Source organism: Dasania marina DSM 21967, assembly GCF_000373485.1.
Taxonomy (GTDB): Bacteria; Pseudomonadota; Gammaproteobacteria; order Pseudomonadales; family Dasaniaceae; genus Dasania; species Dasania marina.
Map to the genome: position 1 here is coordinate 815,982 of NZ_KB891575.1, position 16,742 is coordinate 832,723.

General features: G+C 49.2%; 18 protein-coding genes. 10 read left to right on the plus strand and 8 right to left on the minus strand.

The window, feature by feature from the left end; genetic code table 11:
* The first annotated feature begins 2 nt into the window (after positions 1-2).
* The 5 genes from B067_RS0103780 to B067_RS0103800 all read left to right on the plus strand — a co-directional run bounded on the left by B067_RS0103780 (position 3) and on the right by B067_RS0103800 (position 7,091).
* Positions 3-2,066 (plus strand): TonB-dependent receptor plug domain-containing protein, encoded by a 2,064-nt coding sequence (locus B067_RS0103780; protein WP_019528723.1) that lies wholly within the window; start codon positions 3-5, stop codon positions 2,064-2,066.
* A gap of 85 nt (positions 2,067-2,151) precedes the next feature.
* Positions 2,152-2,778, plus strand: a complete 627-nt coding sequence (locus B067_RS0103785; RefSeq protein ID WP_019528724.1) for a LuxR C-terminal-related transcriptional regulator — start codon at positions 2,152-2,154, stop codon at positions 2,776-2,778.
* A gap of 26 nt (positions 2,779-2,804) precedes the next feature.
* The gene (locus B067_RS0103790) at positions 2,805-3,794 is read left to right on the plus strand and encodes a type 1 periplasmic-binding domain-containing protein (RefSeq protein WP_169335538.1); all 990 of its coding nucleotides are present in this window, start codon (positions 2,805-2,807) and stop codon (positions 3,792-3,794) included.
* Positions 3,781-6,480, plus strand: coding sequence for an ATP-binding protein (locus B067_RS0103795; RefSeq protein ID WP_019528726.1), 2,700 nt, complete (start codon positions 3,781-3,783; stop codon positions 6,478-6,480). The genes B067_RS0103790 and B067_RS0103795 overlap by 14 nt, the downstream gene beginning before the upstream one ends.
* A 218-nt stretch (positions 6,481-6,698) precedes the next feature.
* The gene (locus tag B067_RS0103800) at positions 6,699-7,091 is read left to right on the plus strand and encodes a hypothetical protein (RefSeq protein WP_019528727.1); all 393 of its coding nucleotides are present in this window, start codon (positions 6,699-6,701) and stop codon (positions 7,089-7,091) included.
* A gap of 30 nt (positions 7,092-7,121) precedes the next feature.
* Here the strand turns inward: B067_RS0103800 and B067_RS0103805 are convergent, their stop codons facing one another.
* From B067_RS0103805 to B067_RS0103840, 8 genes are all read right to left on the minus strand, one after another.
* A complete protein-coding gene (locus B067_RS0103805; RefSeq protein WP_019528728.1) occupies positions 7,122-7,376 on the minus strand; it encodes a hypothetical protein in 255 nt (84 codons plus the stop codon).
* Between the two features lie 181 nt (positions 7,377-7,557).
* On the minus strand, positions 7,558-8,838 hold the full coding sequence (locus B067_RS0103810; RefSeq protein WP_019528729.1) for a dicarboxylate/amino acid:cation symporter: 1,281 nt from the start codon (positions 8,836-8,838) through the stop codon (positions 7,558-7,560).
* A 48-nt stretch (positions 8,839-8,886) separates the two neighbouring features.
* Positions 8,887-9,429, minus strand: coding sequence for a DUF1415 domain-containing protein (locus B067_RS0103815; protein ID WP_019528730.1), 543 nt, complete (start codon positions 9,427-9,429; stop codon positions 8,887-8,889).
* A complete protein-coding gene (locus tag B067_RS0103820; RefSeq protein ID WP_019528731.1) occupies positions 9,429-10,022 on the minus strand; it encodes a DUF938 domain-containing protein in 594 nt (197 codons plus the stop codon). The genes B067_RS0103815 and B067_RS0103820 overlap by 1 nt, the downstream gene beginning before the upstream one ends.
* Before the next feature lie 81 nt (positions 10,023-10,103).
* A complete protein-coding gene (locus B067_RS0103825; protein ID WP_019528732.1) occupies positions 10,104-10,979 on the minus strand; it encodes a response regulator in 876 nt (291 codons plus the stop codon).
* Positions 10,980-10,992: 13 nt separating this feature from the next.
* Entirely contained in the window at positions 10,993-11,769 is a 777-nt protein-coding gene (gene yaaA / locus B067_RS0103830) for a peroxide stress protein YaaA (RefSeq protein WP_019528733.1), read from the minus strand.
* Positions 11,770-11,786: 17 nt separating this feature from the next.
* Positions 11,787-12,302, minus strand: coding sequence for a DUF4265 domain-containing protein (locus tag B067_RS0103835; protein ID WP_019528734.1), 516 nt, complete (start codon positions 12,300-12,302; stop codon positions 11,787-11,789).
* A gap of 58 nt (positions 12,303-12,360) precedes the next feature.
* Positions 12,361-12,573 carry a hypothetical protein gene (locus tag B067_RS0103840; protein WP_019528735.1) on the minus strand — a complete coding sequence of 71 codons (213 nt, stop codon included), beginning with the start codon at positions 12,571-12,573 and terminating at the stop codon, positions 12,361-12,363.
* A 209-nt stretch (positions 12,574-12,782) separates the two neighbouring features.
* Between B067_RS0103840 and B067_RS19610 the strand changes: the two genes are divergently transcribed.
* From B067_RS19610 to B067_RS0103865, 5 genes are all read left to right on the plus strand, one after another.
* Entirely contained in the window at positions 12,783-13,319 is a 537-nt protein-coding gene (locus B067_RS19610) for a TRAP transporter small permease subunit (RefSeq protein ID WP_019528736.1), read from the plus strand.
* Positions 13,316-14,680, plus strand: a complete 1,365-nt coding sequence (locus tag B067_RS0103850; protein WP_019528737.1) for a TRAP transporter large permease — start codon at positions 13,316-13,318, stop codon at positions 14,678-14,680. The genes B067_RS19610 and B067_RS0103850 overlap by 4 nt, the downstream gene beginning before the upstream one ends.
* A gap of 24 nt (positions 14,681-14,704) precedes the next feature.
* On the plus strand, positions 14,705-15,109 hold the full coding sequence (locus B067_RS0103855) for an acyl-CoA thioesterase (protein ID WP_019528738.1): 405 nt from the start codon (positions 14,705-14,707) through the stop codon (positions 15,107-15,109).
* Positions 15,110-15,337: 228 nt separating this feature from the next.
* Entirely contained in the window at positions 15,338-16,153 is an 816-nt protein-coding gene (mutM, locus tag B067_RS0103860) for a bifunctional DNA-formamidopyrimidine glycosylase/DNA-(apurinic or apyrimidinic site) lyase (RefSeq protein ID WP_026244392.1), read from the plus strand.
* 236 nt (positions 16,154-16,389) lie between these two features.
* Positions 16,390-16,734, plus strand: a complete 345-nt coding sequence (locus B067_RS0103865; protein WP_019528740.1) for a hypothetical protein — start codon at positions 16,390-16,392, stop codon at positions 16,732-16,734.
* Positions 16,735-16,742: the final 8 nt, after the last annotated feature.

Genomic DNA, 16,742 nt, shown 5'->3' on the forward strand with positions numbered 1-16,742 from the left:
TAGTGACGAAGCATATTATCATTGCCTTAGCCCTGTTAAACGCAGCGAGTACCGCAGCAATAGCCGCTAACCCGGCAGCGTCTTATTATGACGAGAGCGATTTATTAGTGGATATACCCGTGGTCAGCGCGGGTGCACGTATGGCGCAGGCGCGGCATTATTCACCGTCTTCCGTTACGGTAATCGACAGCGAAACCATCGCCGCATTAGCCCCTAACGGTTTAGCTGAGGTGTTTCGTTTAGTGCCCGGCTTTATGAGTTTTTATATCAATGCCTCTATGCCGGGCTTGTCTGGCCACGATTTAACCGATGATGACCCCCGCCGTTTAGAGGTGCGTATTAATGGCCGCAGCGTCTATGTACCAACCTTCCCCACGGTGTCTTGGAATTCCTTAGGTATAGTACCTGACGATATAGAACGGATAGAGGTGGTGCGCGGCTCCAATGTGCCGGCCTATGGTTCAAATGCGGTGGTGGGTGCAGTCAGTATCACCACCAAAAGTCCTGTAGAAGAAAGCGGTACCCATATACGCACTACCGTGGGTGAAAGAAATACCCGCAATATCAATATACGCAGCAACTTCGAAATGACTAACGGTTATGGTCAATGGCGCTTTGCCCATAGCGAAAACTCTGGTTTTGATGTGCTAGATGACAGCACGGCGGTAGACCATGTCGTGTTTGACTCTACTTTTACCCCCAGCTTATTAGATACCTATACGTTGGAGCTGGGAGTGAGCGAAGGGCGCTTTGGTATAGGCGATGGCGATTATGTAGACGAATTTGCTGACGATAAAAATACCAGTTATTGGCTGGCCTTGGGTTGGTTACGAGATGAGGGCCAGCAAAAATGGCGAGGTCATTTTTCATACTACGATAGTCACTCTGAACATCATGTACCGCAGTGGTTATCGGTAGAAGAGGAGTGGAGCCCCGAACAACTCAATCGGTATCTGGCGGGTAAGCCCGATGTGCTTCTCGATTATGGTTGGGGTTTAAGAGACTCGCAGTTGTGGGAAGCTGAACTGGAATATCAATACGATGTTAGCAAACAGCTGCGGGTACTCACAGGTGTGGGCTATAAATTTCAAAATATAGAAGCGCCCAGCAATCTCGATCACGGCGGCACTATTGATTACGGTATTTTATACGGCTTCTCCAATATAGAGTGGCAGATCAGCCGCAAGTGGCTAGCCAATATAGGCTTTATGGCAGAAAACCAAGAGACCGATGAGTCTCATTTGTCACCGCGGGCATCGCTACACTATCAATTGCTGCCTCAGCATAACTTTCGGGTAAGTGCCTCTAAAGCGTATAGATCACCCTCGGTATTTGAATCTAACCGAGAAGTCGTTCAGCGAGCCTATGACGTTTTTGTCGATTACGATCTTCTGTCCGAAGACAAGCTAGACGCTGAAGAAATAGAGACGCTTGAGTTGGCCTACTACGGTAGTTTTTTTGATGGCAAGCTGGATATAGACTGGCGCGCTTTCCATGAAGAGATGGAAGGCGGTATAGATCACGTTAAGTGGTGGGTAGATCACCAGGGCTGGGATGCCAGTGCTGATTATGATGAAGGCGACCCTAGCGACCCTGATAACAGAGCGCACTTTTTTAGCAATAGCAAAAACTGGCGCGTGACCGGCTACGATATGCAGGTAAAGTGGCGGCCCACTAACAGCACTTTGGTGTCACTACAGTATGCTAATGTGCGAGTATCGTTTACCCGGGTAAAAGATTGGACACAGCTACCCCATGGCGAGAAAAGAGATAAACAGCGAGTACCCGAGCATACCGCCAGCCTGCTCATCACCCAAGATTTTGGTGGCGGCTGGAGTGCATCGATAATGAGTTATCATCAATCAGATGTGGAGTGGCGCGGTGGTGAATTTGCCGAGTCATTTTATCGACACGATGTGGCCTTAAGCAAAGTGATAGCCTTTAATCAAACCCAGCTTAGGCTGGATTTAAAAGTTGAGAATATAACGGATGAAACCAACTTTGAGTTTGAGACCTTAAATTATTTTGAACGCGCGGCATATCTCAATGCTTCACTACAATGGTAGCGCTTAGCTAATGAAGGATCTTATCTAGCGGCGCTTAGCCATAGCGGCAGTCTCAGCGAAAATAGATGTTGAAGAAGGATTTTAAATGAAAATAGTGATAGCTGATGATCATGCGATAACCCGTACCGGTGTTATCGCCGCCCTATCGGAGATGTTCCCCAACGCCCATATCATAGAGTGCTGTAATGCCGGCTCGGTATTAACCGCGGCTAAAGAGCAGCCCCTAGATCTCGCTATACTGGATTTATTTATGCCTGGCAGCGATGGTTTTGGTTTCTTAAAAAAACTGTGTAAGACCTATCCAGAATTACCGGTAGTGGTGTTATCGGCATCCGATAACCCTAAGCATGTACACAAGGCATTAGACTTAGGGGTAAGTGGTTTTATACACAAAAGCAGCAGCTTTGCTTCTATGCACGATGCCCTTAAACAGGTATTGGCGGGAGGCACGGTGACGCCCGAGTTAGCCTTAGCCGCCGATGACGAGAGCCCGCAACACCGGGATGCGTTGTTAGCTAGCTTAACCACTAGGCAGCTGGAAATACTCGCTTGTTTGGCTCAGGGCATGAGTAATAAAGCGATAGCGGCCAGTTTATTTATTTCTGAAAATACCGTTAAAACCCATTTAAAATCGATTATGGCTGAGTTGGATTGCGGCAACCGTACGGAAGCGGTAGTGCTAGCGGAAAAGCTGAGCTTATTACCTTCCTGATGCGCTTGTTTGCCATAGGGTATAGTTTGCATCGCGTTACTGGGGTTGTGCGTTGGCTGTTAACCATAGGCTGCGTAGTAGGCCTGTGTTACAGCCCGGTGGGCCTAGCTAGTGCACAAATTATTGTTATCAACTCCTCTGATGCCCCGCCTTATCAGCGCACTGCCGCCGCCTTAGCAAAGCATTTGGCCGCCAGCGGGGTGTTGGCTAAGCACGAGCTGCAGATATTGTCTTTGGCACAAGCGGACACTCTCGCAGCGCTAGAACCCGGCACTGTTATTGTGACATTAGGGTCCGCTGCTGCTGATTATGCAATACAGCAGCTACCGGGTGTGCCGGTCATTAATAGTTTTATTACTCACAGTGCTTACCAAGCCCTACATGCCCCCGCGCTGCCGGATCAAGCGATTACCGCTGTCTTTATGGATCAACCGCTGGCGCGTTTGATACAACTGGCCAGCTTATTAAAACAAGATCAACAGCCCTATAAAATTGGCCTGCTCAGCCAAGCCGACGTGGTCGATCAACAATTAGTGACCGCGGCCTCGGTGAGTGATATAGAAATTCATAGCGCGACATTATTACTCAAGCAAAATCCAATAAAGCAAATAGAACCGCTAATGAAACATAGCGATGTGGTTATTGTTAGGCCCAGTACCAGTTTGTTTAACCGCCTAGTGGCAAAATTAGTATTGCAGCTCAGCATGCGCTACCAAACACCGGTGATCGGTTTTTCAGAAAAATATACCAGAGCCGGCGCATTATTATCGCTGTATGCCAGCCCCGACAATATAGGCCAAGATACGGCCCAGCTAATTAGTGAGTGGCTAGAGGCGTCACCGTTAGATGCCCCACCGTTAAATAGACCGCCAAAAAGGCTACCGCCTGCGCGTTATGGCGGGCATTTTAGCCTAGCGATTAATGCGCGCATTGCTAAAAAAATGTCTATGGCCGTAGATGCGCAACAACTGAGCACAGCATTGCAGCGCCAGGAGGCAAAGAATGTTGGCGATTAAAAAATTATTCGCCTTTAGCCAGTGGAGCCTTAGCGCTAGAGTGTCGGCGCTGGTTGCCATACCGCTGGTTTGTATTAGTTTACTAACGGCTTACAATATTAATACCACGTTGAATAGAGAAACCGATAACCTCCAAGATAGAGCTGAAAAATTATTATTCCTAGCTGCCGATGCCGCGCAACTAGCGTTGTTTGCCGGCGATAGAGACGCGTTAAATACCTTGGCTGATGCCATTATGCGTGACTCACAAATTGCCGAGGTTTTATTTTTTGATGACACCCTGCAACAACTCAGTGGTCAGGGCGCTAGCGTTAGCGGTGTTATCAACAGTAGTGCGTTTGTCGACGGTCAACACACGATAGCGGGTGATTATTGGGTATTTATACAATCGGTAAAACCCAGCGGAGCCTTTATTGATGACGATCCAGAGCAATATAGCGCAGCTATTAGCAATCAGTTGTTGGGCTGGGTCGCGTTAACGGTAGACCTCAGTGAAAGTCGCGATTATCGGCAGGCGGTATTAAAAAATAATGTATTGATTGCTCTATTAATGCTCAGTGTCGCGTTGTGGTTAGCGTTTCGCTTTAGTCGCTCAGTGGTGCGGCCTATCAACGAAATTACCGCGGCGGTGGCCCGCTACGGGCAAGAAGATTTCAGCCACCGCGTTGCTGAGTTGAGCGTAGGCGAGCTGGGTGAATTGGAGAAAGGGGTGAACAAACTGGCGCAACGGGTGGGCCAGTCGCAGTTGATATTAAGAGCAGAAGTGGCCAAGGCCACCAAAGACTTGGAGAGTCAAAATTTAGATTTAGCGGAGGCTAAAATCGTAGCTGATGAGGCCAACCATGCCAAAGATGATTTCCTCGCAAGAATGAGCCATGAGTTACGCACGCCATTAACCGGTATTATGGGTTTTGTGCGTCTGTTGGCTAACACCGAACAGCCTACGCTGCGGCAAGAGTATAGCCAAATTATTTTAACCTCTTCCTCGGTATTGCTATCAACCATCAATGACATACTGGATTTTTCTAAACTACGGGCTCGCTCTTTTGTGTTAAGCCCTACGGCCTTTAACCTAGAAGAGTGTTTGCGCTCTGCGCTGGACTTACATCGAGTTTCGGCTTTTGAAAAAGCCATAGAGCTAAACCTGTTAATGGATGCTGATGTGCCCTTAGCGATAGTGGCTGATGTCGATAAGCTACAGAAAGTGCTAAACAATATACTGTCGAATGCCGTGAAGTTTACCGACAGTGGCGACATTATTATGTTTGTTTCTCTATCACAGCAGCAGGGCGATGATGCGTTGATTAGTGTGGCTATTAAAGACAGCGGCATAGGCATTGCGGCCAGTGATTTACAGCGGCTCTTTAATCCTTTTTTTCAATGCGATGAAAGCAGTACCCGCAGCCACGATGGTACCGGTTTAGGGCTGTCTATAGCCGAAGACTTTGTCAGCTTAATGGGCGGCGACATTAGTATCGACAGTGAAGAAGGTGAGGGCACAGAGGTTGAATTTAGTTTTCGCTGCCGCGTACAAGCGCAAGCTCTAGAGCCTTATGCGGCGAATGAACAATGGCGGGCTGTGTTATTTGACCACAACCCCTGGACCCGGCGCTCATGGCGCAACCAATTACTGAGTTATAGCAGCGATGTGCGGGTAGCGACCAGCCCCGCGCAGTTAATCGATAATTTACAGGCCAAGCCTGCAACGGATGTGCTATTGCTAGGGCTGAATCAGCAATGTGATAGCAAGGAACAGCTGTGCGCTTTGTTGCAGCGCATAAGGGCCGGCTTTAATGGCGCGATTATTGTAGCGGCGGCCGACGATGGCAATCACGAATTACGGGCACTTAATGAGCATTATGGTCCCTTGCAGGTGGTCAGCAAGCCACTAACGGCTAGCCGTTTATGGGCCGTCTTGGATAAAGCCAATAGCCTGTCGGCGCCAGCGTTTATGCGCAGCGGTGGGCCTATAACAACAGTGCGGGATAAAGTATTAAGCAGCCCCCGGCTGTTGCCGGGGGTGAAGTTACTCTTAGCCGAAGACAATAAGTTTAATCAGCAACTACTGGCAACGCTGTTGCGTGCAGTGGGGGCAGAGGTGAGCGTGGTCAGCGATGGCCAAGAGGCGCTGCTATGTTGTGAAATGCAGCGCTTTGATGTGTTATTGCTGGATTTACACATGCCTAAACGCAATGGCCTGCAAGTGAGCGAGGCGGTGCGTAAGGGGCAAATGAACAGCGATAGCCCGATTATTATTTTGACGGCCGACCTACAAGCTGAGCAACAGCCGGCGATGGCGGCTGCGGGTGTCAATACGGTGAGTTATAAACCCATAGACGAACAGGATTTAATCGCAAAAATTCATCGCTTGGCCGCTAAAGGCAATAGCCAGGCAGACCCCACGGAACGTGCGCTGGTAAGGCTATCGGCCAATGAGCTAGAGCAGGAGCTCGACCGTTTGCTACAGGGGATAGCCAAGGCTATTAGCGCCCAAGATATAAACGTTATACAACAACAGGTGCATCAGCTGCTGGGGGTCATAGGGCTGTCGGGTATCACGGCGCTGCAAGCCGCCGCCGGGGCATTGAGTGAGGCTGCGTTAGCGAGTAATTTGACGGCCGTTATAGGGCACTTCGAAAAACTGTCAGCGGATTACGCCGCCGCCTTAATGCAAACAGAAAAATAAAAATCACCCATATAGGTGACGCGAGCACGCCGCTATCGCCGTATATTACCCCTTAGCTAAGCTGTTGTAAGGACTTAAACATGGACGCACATGGCGTGCGCTTAGCTACTTCTTAATGATCACTCTAGCGCTGTTAACAACAATAAGTCACAGCTGAGCTATTTTACTAGCATCCGTAGTGATAAGCGTCAGGGCTTTGATAAATAAGTTAGCTTAATATGTTGGTATCTAAAAATATTTTGCCTATACAAGAGTACTCGCTACCCTTTGGTAACTTCCAGTTTTTTACAGATTATGTAAGCTGCGATATTTTCGAAGGGGAAGACCTGGATACGGAAAAACTACTGCAGTTTTACGCGTTGTGCAGTGATTTTTTTCAAGACCAGCGCTATGCGGTTATAGAGCTTAGGCACTCTTCTTACTCGACAGACCCCAGTTTTTATATCAAATATAGTGATTTGTTATCGCAGGTGAAAGCGCAGGCGATGGTAGTTGCTAACACCGTGCTGGCGCAAATCAATGAATATGAGGCCATGTGTATACGGCATTGCCCCTGTCGCGCCTTTCATACAGTCGGGGATGCTATAGATTGGGCCAAGCAGCAAGCCTAAACTTCAGCAGCGTCATCGCTTTGCTTAGTCTTAATGCAGAGTGGCTGAAGGCGCTTGTACCAGCACATCATCGTAACGACAGGCTTCCATCCACAGCGGCCATTCCATGGGTAACATACTTTCTATCGCTTGATAGGCTTGTTGTTGTTGCTGGCTAGATAGGCAGCAGACGTAGCATTCTAATTTTTCTAGCTGTGCCCCAGCCATGCGGAAAATATCTAGGCTTTGGTCGCGTTGAGCCCATTCTATGCTGGTGCGCAGGTTGGCTAATTGCTGGTTAAACATATGTCACCTTTTTTGCTAAAACATTATTTGCAGGTGATTAATGCAACAACAGGGCCAATAAGTCAGCAGTAAAAATAAAACTTAAGTTATTGATTTTTAGTGGATTTTTACTATGAGAGTAGGCCGCCAAGACAATGCTAGGCGGCCATTTTTTTGGCGGGGTTAGCGGGCTATAGGCCGTCTACACTCGATCTATAGACGTCGTTTCACCCTCACTTTTGGCAATCACTACCGCGCCGCAGGCGTCGCTAAACACATTCACTGCCGTACGCATCATATCCAGTATGCGGTCGGTGACTAACAACAAGCCCAAACCTTCCAAGGGCAAGCCGATCACACCGAGGATAACGGTAATCGCCACTAAGCTGGCGGCGGGTATGCCTGCCACCCCTATCGATGTGAGCAATGCCACCATGACGATAATAAATTGCTGACCAAAGCTCAGGTCTAGGCCATAGGCTTGGGCAATAAACATGGCGGCTACGCATTCATAGAGGGCGGTACCGTCCATATTAATAGTGGCACCCAAAGGCAGTACAAAACTGGTGGTGCGGTTAGAGACGCCCACGTCCTTTTCTACCGTTTCTAAGGTCAGTGGCAGGGTGGCTGAGCTAGAGGCGGTGGAAAATGCAGTTAGCATAACCGGCGACATTTTTTTCATAAACACGCCCGGCCGTACCCCAGCAAAAAAACGCAGTATTAGCGGCAGCACCACAAAGGCGTGTATGAGCAGCGCGGCAAAGACCGTTAAAAAGAAAATCATCAGCGGTTTAAATGCGTCAAAGCCGGTAGCAGCCACGGTTTTGGCGACTAGGCCAAACACCCCTAAGGGTGCAAACTTCATCACCCACATGGTGATATGCATCATCACATCAAACACGCCCTGCCAGGCATTTTGCAGCAACTGGCCACGGCTGCTGTCTATGCGGGTCATAAAAAAGCCAAACAACAGGCTAAAAAAGATTAATCCCAGCATTTGCCCGTCAGCGGCGGCTTCTACTACGTTAGTGGGCACCATGCGCAAAAATACTTCGCTGAGGTCGCTAATATTGCTGCCCTCAACTTTGCCGATGACGTCGTCCAGTTGTTGTTGATCCGTGTTGAGGTTGAGCCTTGAACCTGCGGGCTCGCCATCAATAATGCCGGGGGTGGTTAGATTGACTAAGGCCAAGCCTAACACTATGGCCAAGGTGCTACTGGTTAAGTAAAAAGCTATGGTCTTGCCGCCTAGGCGGCCCAAATGCTTACTGCTGCCTATGCCGCTAATACCGCAAATAATAGAGGCCATAATCAGCGGCACAATAATCATTTTTAAGGCATTTAAAAATAAGCTACCCATGAAGCTGTAGGCTGACAGTAGCGGGATACCGAGTAGCGTACTATCGGTAGAGGTGGCTAGGCCGGCTAGCACCGCCAAGACCATTGCCATAATAATTTGCCAGTGCAGTGCTAATTTTTTCATGGAGTGCCTTTGAGTTATCGTTTGCTGCTTCTGTGCACAGCCTAGCTGCTATTGGGTAGTTTTGTGCAATAAGCTTAGCACTTTTGCTAGGCCTAGGCTTTGCAGGTGTTTGATGTTGGCATCGGGTATGCCTTCAGGGTCGGGGTGGAAGGCTATCGCCTCAGCCAATTGCTGTTCGCGTATAAAGTGCAGCATGGGGTAGGGGGAGCGGTTGCTGTAATGGCTAACATCATCCTCGGCTACGCCGCCAAAGAGGTATTGGGGGTGGAACGTGGCTATTTGTACCACTCCTTCCAGGCCCGCTTCTAGCAGTAAGTCATGGGCCCAATCGGCAAAATCCAGATAATCATAAAAATCAGCTAGCGCCTGATCAAATACCAACAAGCTGGTGCTTAGTTTTTTTTCATCGCTTTGCACCAATAGGTCTAGCTCGGCGAGTACTTGCTGTACCATCTCTTGCTGATTAGTGCTGCTGCATACGGCGATACGCACCGACCCCTCATCCAGCACCTTGCTGGCAAAGGGGCACAGATTAAGCTTAATCACAAAGTCAGTTAGCCACGCGCGGGTTTGTTGCTGAGGGCTAGACATTAGGCAGTTTTTTTCCAAACGAGGCAGCGGTTATTGGCCGGCATTTCATGGTCTGCTTGCAGTAATAGGCCAGCCTGTTGCGCCAGAGCATTAATTTTTTCAAAGTCGCGTATAGCGCTTAGTGGGTCGCGGCTTTGTAGCCACTGGTCAAACTGAGCATTACTGGCACTGGTGTAATTCCCGTGGTAATTAAAAGGGCCGTATACGCAAGCTAGGCCTTGTGACTCTAGCAGTTGGCCTGCCCCTAGAAAAAAAGATTCCACCTCCCCCCAGCTCATAATATGTAAGGAGTTGGCGGTAAACACTGCATCTACCGGTTCTAGCAACCAGGGTTGGGCTACATCAAAGTGTATGGGGGGCAGTAGATTAGCTAGCTGGCTTTGGCTGCAGCGCAGGGCTAAGTCCTCGGCATAATCACTGCGGTCGCTGGGCTGCCATAATAACTGCGGCATGGCGGCGGCAAAATGCACCGCATGTTGGCCGGTGCCACTGCCTATTTCCAGCACCCGCGTGCTGTGCGCAAATAGAGGCTTTAGAAGTGATAAAAGCGGTTCTTTATTATTTTCGCAAGATTGTGAAAACGCTAAAGTCATGATTGCTATTCCTTGTGCTGGAGTTCACTCCGTGAAGGCTAAGCGCGTGTTAAGTCTTTGGCATTAACAAACGTGAATAGACTAAAAAGTAGCGATATAACGCGACAGTTGTTCTAGTTTTACCGGGTCGTCGTCAACAAAACGTATACCTAGCTTCAATACATTAGCATCTATACGATTTTCTGCGGCCTGCACACTGTGCACATAGCCGTTTAAGCGGGCCACATCTTCGCCATTGTTTTGAATAATGCTAATCACTACCGGTTCTAAAATAGTCGGCACTTGCTCTTCGCGTTTAATCGCGCCGGCTAAGGCCTGTAAGGTAATAGAATTAATCACACACTGGCTGCTAAACCCGGCAAAATGAATTTGCGCTTGGCCGCGCACCACAGCAGCTTTTTTGGCTGGTTTCTTTCGCGCCGGTGCTGCTGGCGCTGTGCCACCCATTAACGCACTCATGGAGTCACTGGCCGCCGCTTTCGGCTTGGCGCTGGCAAGGGGTTTGCTACCACCGGTGAGTAAGTCTAGGCTTTCCCCGCCCAAGCCCGGTGCGCCTTTGGCTTCGGGCACCTTAAAGCCAGCCTTTTTGAGTGTCTTGCTCACTTTTTTAGACAGCGTGTCTGGTGAGAAAGGTTTGCCTATATATTCGCTAACGCCAGCCTGTACCGCCTTAATAATAAAATCTTTTTCACCACGGCTGGTCACCATAATAAAAGGTAGGTTGGCAGTGCTTTCATTACCGCGCACCCAGCGTAGTAATTCTTCGCCGCTCATCTCTGGCATTTCCCAGTCGCATAAAATTAAATCAAAGCGATTAATTTTAATCATGGACTGGGCTTTGCGGCCATTGCTGGCATCGCTTACTTCACAGCCGGGAAAGCATTGGCGCAGGTTTTTTTTAAGCATTTCACGGATAAACGAGGCGTCGTCTACTACCAGTATTTTTAAGCCTTTCATACGCTAGCCTTAATCACTGCTGTTCTTCGCGGGTGTATACCCATTCTCTGGCGGTAGACATGCTGGCATTGTAACGGTAGCCGCCAGTATTAAACTTTTTAAGGGCGGCGACATCACTAAGTTGGTTTTCGATAATATACGCACTCATTAAGCCGCGGGCTTTTTTGGCATAAAAGCTGATGATTTTATATTTGCCATTTTTACAGTCTTTAAACACGGGGGTGATAATTTCCGCGTTAAGCGCTTTCGGCTTGACCGCTTTAAAATATTCATTAGAGGCGAGGTTGATAATCACATCGCTATTGATTTTTTTAAGCTGCGCATTAATGGCTAGGGTGATTTCATCGCCCCAAAACTCATAAAGGTTTTTGCCGCGCGGGCTGGCAAACTTAGTGCCCATTTCTAAACGGTAGGCTTGAATCAAATCTAAGGGCCGCAGCAAACCGTATAAACCCGATAAAATGCGCAGATGTTTTTGCGCATAGTTAAAGGCTTTACTATCAAAATTTTCGGGCGCTAGGCCGGTGTACACATCGCCTTTAAAGGCCAGCACCGCTTGTTTGGCGTTGGCGCTGTCAAAGGGGGTGTGCCAGTTGTGAAAACGTTGATGGTTGAGCTCGCCCAATTTGTCACTAATGCTCATGAGCTCAGAGACGTCGCTGGGGCTTAAGTCGCGCAACGCGGTAATCAACTGCTGGGACTGTGCTAAAAAATCAGGCTGGCTAGTCACCTTGGTTTTGGCTGGGCTGTCAAAATCCAAGGTTTTGGCTGGGGAAATAAGCATTAACATGGTGGGTAACTCACGTTTTAATCAGGGGACAATATAGCCTGCCACCAATTAAGGGGCTCGCCGCTTGCGGGGTCGTAAACATTGCCGTATAGCCAGTTGGCTTGCGGGTATTGCTGCAACTGTTCGCTAACTATTTTTTCTATGGTGTTAAAACCGCAGGATACATGAATGCTGTACACCAGCACGCGCTTTTCATGTATATCCAAATCACCGCCCAGTTTTTCTATGGCGGAAGTTAGAGACTGTTCTAAGCTGTCGTTATCCTCTTTAGTGAACACCCGCACGCAGAGATTGCCGCCGTGTTGTAGCACTTTAAAGCTGCCTTTGGGCTGGCTGTTATCGCTGCTATCCGCGCGTATCACATCGCCGCGGGCGATACCGCGCACAAATACAGGGGATTTTAATAATAAATAACTATGGGCTTCGGGCTGGGGACTAATCAGTACCCGTTCTACTACCATGTCGCCATTGGGGTGTTGGCCTGCCAATAATTCTAGGGTGGGCTGGCCGCCTATTACTGTATCTACTGCCATGGATCATTCTCTTGAGCTGCTGTTGTTACACTTTAGCTATACTGTTTCTATGTTGTCGTTAGCAGGCGTAAATGCCGTTTTCGCGGCGTCGTTCGCATTCGCGAGCAACATTTTTACAAACCTGAATCATGGCCGAGCTGGGGTCGCCAATGGCGGCACAATCACTGGACTTGGCTGCTAATTGATCATCGGCCAGCTTTTGCCATTTGCTGTCACAGGCGCTGAGTAAAATAACGGCGGTTAATAGCGCTGATGTTAAAATAATTTTCATGATGCTCTCTCTTCGGGGAGTTAAACGCGTTGCTATGCGCAGATTACGTGCCTAAATGCTTGGCCTCACTTTAACAGATAGCTCTGTTGTATGGCCAGTTGGCCGTGCTAGTTGCTGGTAGCTTGGTTATAATCAGCGCACAATAACAAGCCATAATAGCGATGCGCCATAACAGCGCACTATAATAAATAGCCTTCGATGATGTGTTCATGACCTTTCTTTATGCCCTGCAACAAACAATAGACCGTTTTAGCCAGCTTAGTGGTCGTTTGCTCAGTGTGCTAAGCGTGGTAATGATGCTGAGCCTCAGCGCGGTGGTGGTGCTGCGTTATGGGTTTAATCTAGGTTCTATTGCTATGCAGGAGCTGGTGACCTATTTGCACGCCACCGTCTTTATGCTGGGCACGGCCTATACCTTGCAGCAAGATGGCCATGTACGGGTGGATATTTTTTATAGGCACTTCAGCCCCAGAGCTAAAGCCTGGGTTAACAGCTTGGGCGGCTTGATTTTTTTATTGCCACTGTGTGGCTACTTTGTGCTCAGTAGCTGGGAGTTTGTGGGCCAGTCTTGGTCTATTAAAGAAGGCTCGGCCGACCCGGGCGGGCTACCGGCAGTATTCCTATTAAAAACATTGATTCCCCTGATGGCTATTAGCCTAGCCTTGCAGGCCGTGGCAGAAGTGTTGCGCAATGCTTTGCTGCTAATCACTGCTGGTCCAGCCGATAAGCGGGCAGTTGGCGCATGATAGAGCTACTTCCCTTATTGATGTTTGTAGTAGTGTGTCTGGCGTTGATGCTGGGCTACCCGGTGGCGTTTACTCTGGCGGGTACTGCCTTGTTGTTTGCGGGTGCCGGCATTATGGGCGGGGTGTTTGACCCTACCGCATTAACGGCCTTGCCCAATCGGCTGTTTGGCACCATGAACAATATCACCTTAATGGCGGTGCCGCTGTTTGTGATGATGGGGGTGATGCTAGAGAAGTCGCGCATAGCGGAAGAGCTGCTGGAGAATATGGCCGCGTTGTTTGGCAGCCTGCGTGGCGGTTTAAGTATTTCGGTAGTGCTCGTGGGCATGTTGCTGGCGGCTAGCACCGGCATAGTCGGCGCCACGGTGGTGACCATGGGGCTCATGTCGCTGCCCACTATGCTGAAGCGCGGTTACGACCCTAAGCTGGCCACCGGGGTGATCTGCGCCACCGGTACCTTGGGGCAGATTATCCCTCCCTCCATCGCCTTAGTATTACTGGGGGATATACTCTCCAGTGCCTATCAGCGCTCACAGCTTAGCCGAGGGGTGTATGCCCCCGAAACGATGTCAGTGGGGGATTTATTTATCGGGGCTTTAGTGCCAGGCGTCATATTAGTGATGCTGTATGTGGGTTATGTTTTTGTATATGCCCAGCTCAAACCCCAGGCTGCCCCCGCCATGCCTAAGCAAGCTATCAATTTGGCCAAGCTGGGCAAGGGCTTACTGCCGCCGGTGTTGCTGATTATGGTGGTGCTGGGTTCTATACTCGCCGGAGTGGCGACGCCTACTGAGGCGGCGGCGATAGGTGCCTTGGGCGCCACGTTACTAGCGGCTGTTAGAGGTCAACTCAGCCGCCAGCGTCTTAGCGAGGTGGCTGACGGCACGGTGAAAGTCACCTGTATGGTATTTATGATTTTAATGGGCGCGGCGGTGTTCTCCATTGTGTTTCGTGGCTTTGGTGGCGAAGAGTTAATTCATCATTGGTTTGCCACCATGCCCGGCGGCGTCATGGCTGCCACGCTGGTGGTGATGGCGGTGATATTTCTGTTGGGCTTTATACTCGACTTTATAGAGATCACCTTTGTGGTGGTGCCAATTGTGGCACCCATCTTACTGAATATGGGCGTTGACCCAATTTGGCTAGGTATTATGATAGCGGTAAACTTGCAAACCTCCTTTTTAACACCGCCCTTTGGTTTTGCTCTATTTTACTTGCGTGGCGTGGCGCCGGAGTCGGTTCACACTTCTGACATCTACCGCGGCGTTATTCCTTTTGTTGTTATCCAACTTTTACTATTATTGGCGCTGGCCTGTTACCCTGAGCTGGTCACTTGGTTACCTACAATAATGAAAAATTAACACCCTCTATTATTCGGACTATTTATGAACGTAACGATTGATCTTGATGATCAAGCCCCTACGCCTAATGGCGACTTAATGCTACAAACGGTAGCGATGCCCGCCGATACCAACCCTGCGGGCGATATTTTTGCCGGCTGGTTAGTGTCGCAAATGGATATAGCCGGCGCCATTAAAGCGGTTAATGTCACGCACACCCGTGTGGTAACCGTGGCCATAGACAGCATGCATTTTTTAACCTCGGTACGCATAGGCTCGGTAGTGACTTGCTATGCCGAAGTGGTAGAAGTCGGCCGCACCTCGGTGCGCGTAAAAATGGAAGTGTGGATTGATTACCACAACAGCCCCACACCTATAAAAGTGACCGAGTGTGAGATAGTCTATGTGTCGGTTAACCCCCAAGGCCAAACCGTGCCTATAGAACAATAAATACAGCTGCAAGCTATAAGCTGCAAGAGGTAAGATAAAGAAGCGCTTCTTTCTTGCCGCTTACAGCTTGTAGCTTACCTTTTGTAGCTTAAAACTGTTGTGGCCGCTAGCCACAACTTTACCCCCCTTGCCACTTACCGCTTGTAACTTGAAGCTGTTGTGGCCTCAAGCCACAACTTATTAACCGCTTGCAGCTTGCCTCTGTGGCGGCGGAGCCGCCACTTTAAAATGCCCGAACTGCCCGAAGTCGAAACTACCTGCCGTGGCATTAGCCCCCATATCAGTGGCGTTAAAATTAAGCAGCTGCTGGTGCGCAACCCGCGTTTGCGTTGGCCGGTGCCCGCCGACTTGCCTGCGTTAATGCAGGGGCAAAAGCTGCTCTCGGTGACCCGTAGGGCGAAATACCTACTACTCAACCTAGCCAATGGTAGCGCCATTATGCACCTAGGCATGTCGGGCTCTATGCGCATAGTGGATAGCAAAACCGCCGTCGCCAAACATGATCATATCGATATTATCTTCGCCAATGGCAAGGTATTACGTTATACCGACCCCCGCCGCTTTGGCTGTATGCTCTGGTGTGACGGCGACGTAAACGCCCACAAACTATTCGCTAAACTAGGCCCGGAGCCACTCACCGATGACTTTGATGGTGAGCGCCTATACCTGCGTTCGCGGGGCCGTAAAAGCCCCGTTAAAACCTTTATTATGGACAATACTCATGTGGTGGGCGTGGGTAATATCTACGCCAACGAGGCCTTGTTTAATGCCGGTATTAGGCCCACTGCCGAGGCGGGTAAAATATCTAAGCCGCGCTATCTGCGCCTAGCGGCAGAAATTAAATTAGTGCTGGCCAAGGCCATAGCCCAGGGTGGCACCACCTTAAAAGACTTTGTCGGCGGTGATGGCAAGCCCGGCTATTTTAAGCAGCAGTTACAGGTTTACGGCCGCGGCGGAGAGCCCTGTGTGGCCTGCGGTAAAACTTTAAAAGAAGTCAAAATAGGTCAGCGCGCTACCGTGTTTTGCCTGCAGTGCCAGCGTTAGCGCCAAAAAAGCCTGTAAAAGCACCGACAAATTCACATTAAGGCTAGTTTTTTGCCTTTTTTTTATCCTATAGTCGAGACCTATAGCCGATTAACGACTATCATTAGCCCCACATAGAATAATTACGAAGTTTGGCTTCTAACTACTTATCAACTATAGTTTTTTACAGATTTGACGTTTGCAGCTAATAACAGGCGCCCATTTAGTGGGCGCTACCAAGCGATGGAGATATAACAATGCGAGCCCTATTAGAGTCTTTTTCACGTTTTGCGGCGGTTTTGAGTTTTGCCGTGGTATTGGTTTTACCGCAAGTTGCTTACAGCGAAGCGATTAAAGAAGAGCCAACGGCCTTAGCAATGACCGGTGATTTATTAATTGCCCGGCCTTTCTTGTTGGTAGCGACGATAGTGGGTACTGCAGTATTTATTATTAGCTCACCTTTTGCTGCTGCTGGCGGTAACTTAGGCGACGCCGCCGACACCTTGGTATTAGGCCCCGCCAAAGCGACCTTTGTACGCTGCTTGGGTTGTACCAAATCAGGTTATCAAAAAGAGGTAGTGGATTCTGACGCCGATAAATAGTCAGCAAC

Coding starts and splice junctions, on each gene's coding strand:
- B067_RS0103785 (WP_019528724.1), top strand. CDS start 2,152: ATGAAAATAGTGATAGCTGATGATCATGCGATAACCCGTACCGGTGTT.
- B067_RS0103795 (WP_019528726.1), top strand. CDS start 3,781: ATGTTGGCGATTAAAAAATTATTCGCCTTTAGCCAGTGGAGCCTTAGC.
- B067_RS0103800 (WP_019528727.1), top strand. CDS start 6,699: ATGTTGGTATCTAAAAATATTTTGCCTATACAAGAGTACTCGCTACCC.
- B067_RS0103805 (WP_019528728.1), bottom strand. CDS start 7,376: ATGTTTAACCAGCAATTAGCCAACCTGCGCACCAGCATAGAATGGGCT.
- B067_RS0103810 (WP_019528729.1), bottom strand. CDS start 8,838: ATGAAAAAATTAGCACTGCACTGGCAAATTATTATGGCAATGGTCTTG.
- B067_RS0103815 (WP_019528730.1), bottom strand. CDS start 9,429: ATGTCTAGCCCTCAGCAACAAACCCGCGCGTGGCTAACTGACTTTGTG.
- B067_RS0103820 (WP_019528731.1), bottom strand. CDS start 10,022: ATGACTTTAGCGTTTTCACAATCTTGCGAAAATAATAAAGAACCGCTT.
- B067_RS0103825 (WP_019528732.1), bottom strand. CDS start 10,979: ATGAAAGGCTTAAAAATACTGGTAGTAGACGACGCCTCGTTTATCCGT.
- yaaA (WP_019528733.1), bottom strand. CDS start 11,769: ATGTTAATGCTTATTTCCCCAGCCAAAACCTTGGATTTTGACAGCCCA.
- B067_RS0103835 (WP_019528734.1), bottom strand. CDS start 12,302: ATGGCAGTAGATACAGTAATAGGCGGCCAGCCCACCCTAGAATTATTG.
- B067_RS0103840 (WP_019528735.1), bottom strand. CDS start 12,573: ATGAAAATTATTTTAACATCAGCGCTATTAACCGCCGTTATTTTACTC.
- B067_RS19610 (WP_019528736.1), top strand. CDS start 12,783: ATGACCTTTCTTTATGCCCTGCAACAAACAATAGACCGTTTTAGCCAG.
- B067_RS0103850 (WP_019528737.1), top strand. CDS start 13,316: ATGATAGAGCTACTTCCCTTATTGATGTTTGTAGTAGTGTGTCTGGCG.
- B067_RS0103855 (WP_019528738.1), top strand. CDS start 14,705: ATGAACGTAACGATTGATCTTGATGATCAAGCCCCTACGCCTAATGGC.
- mutM (WP_026244392.1), top strand. CDS start 15,338: ATGCCCGAACTGCCCGAAGTCGAAACTACCTGCCGTGGCATTAGCCCC.
- B067_RS0103865 (WP_019528740.1), top strand. CDS start 16,390: ATGCGAGCCCTATTAGAGTCTTTTTCACGTTTTGCGGCGGTTTTGAGT.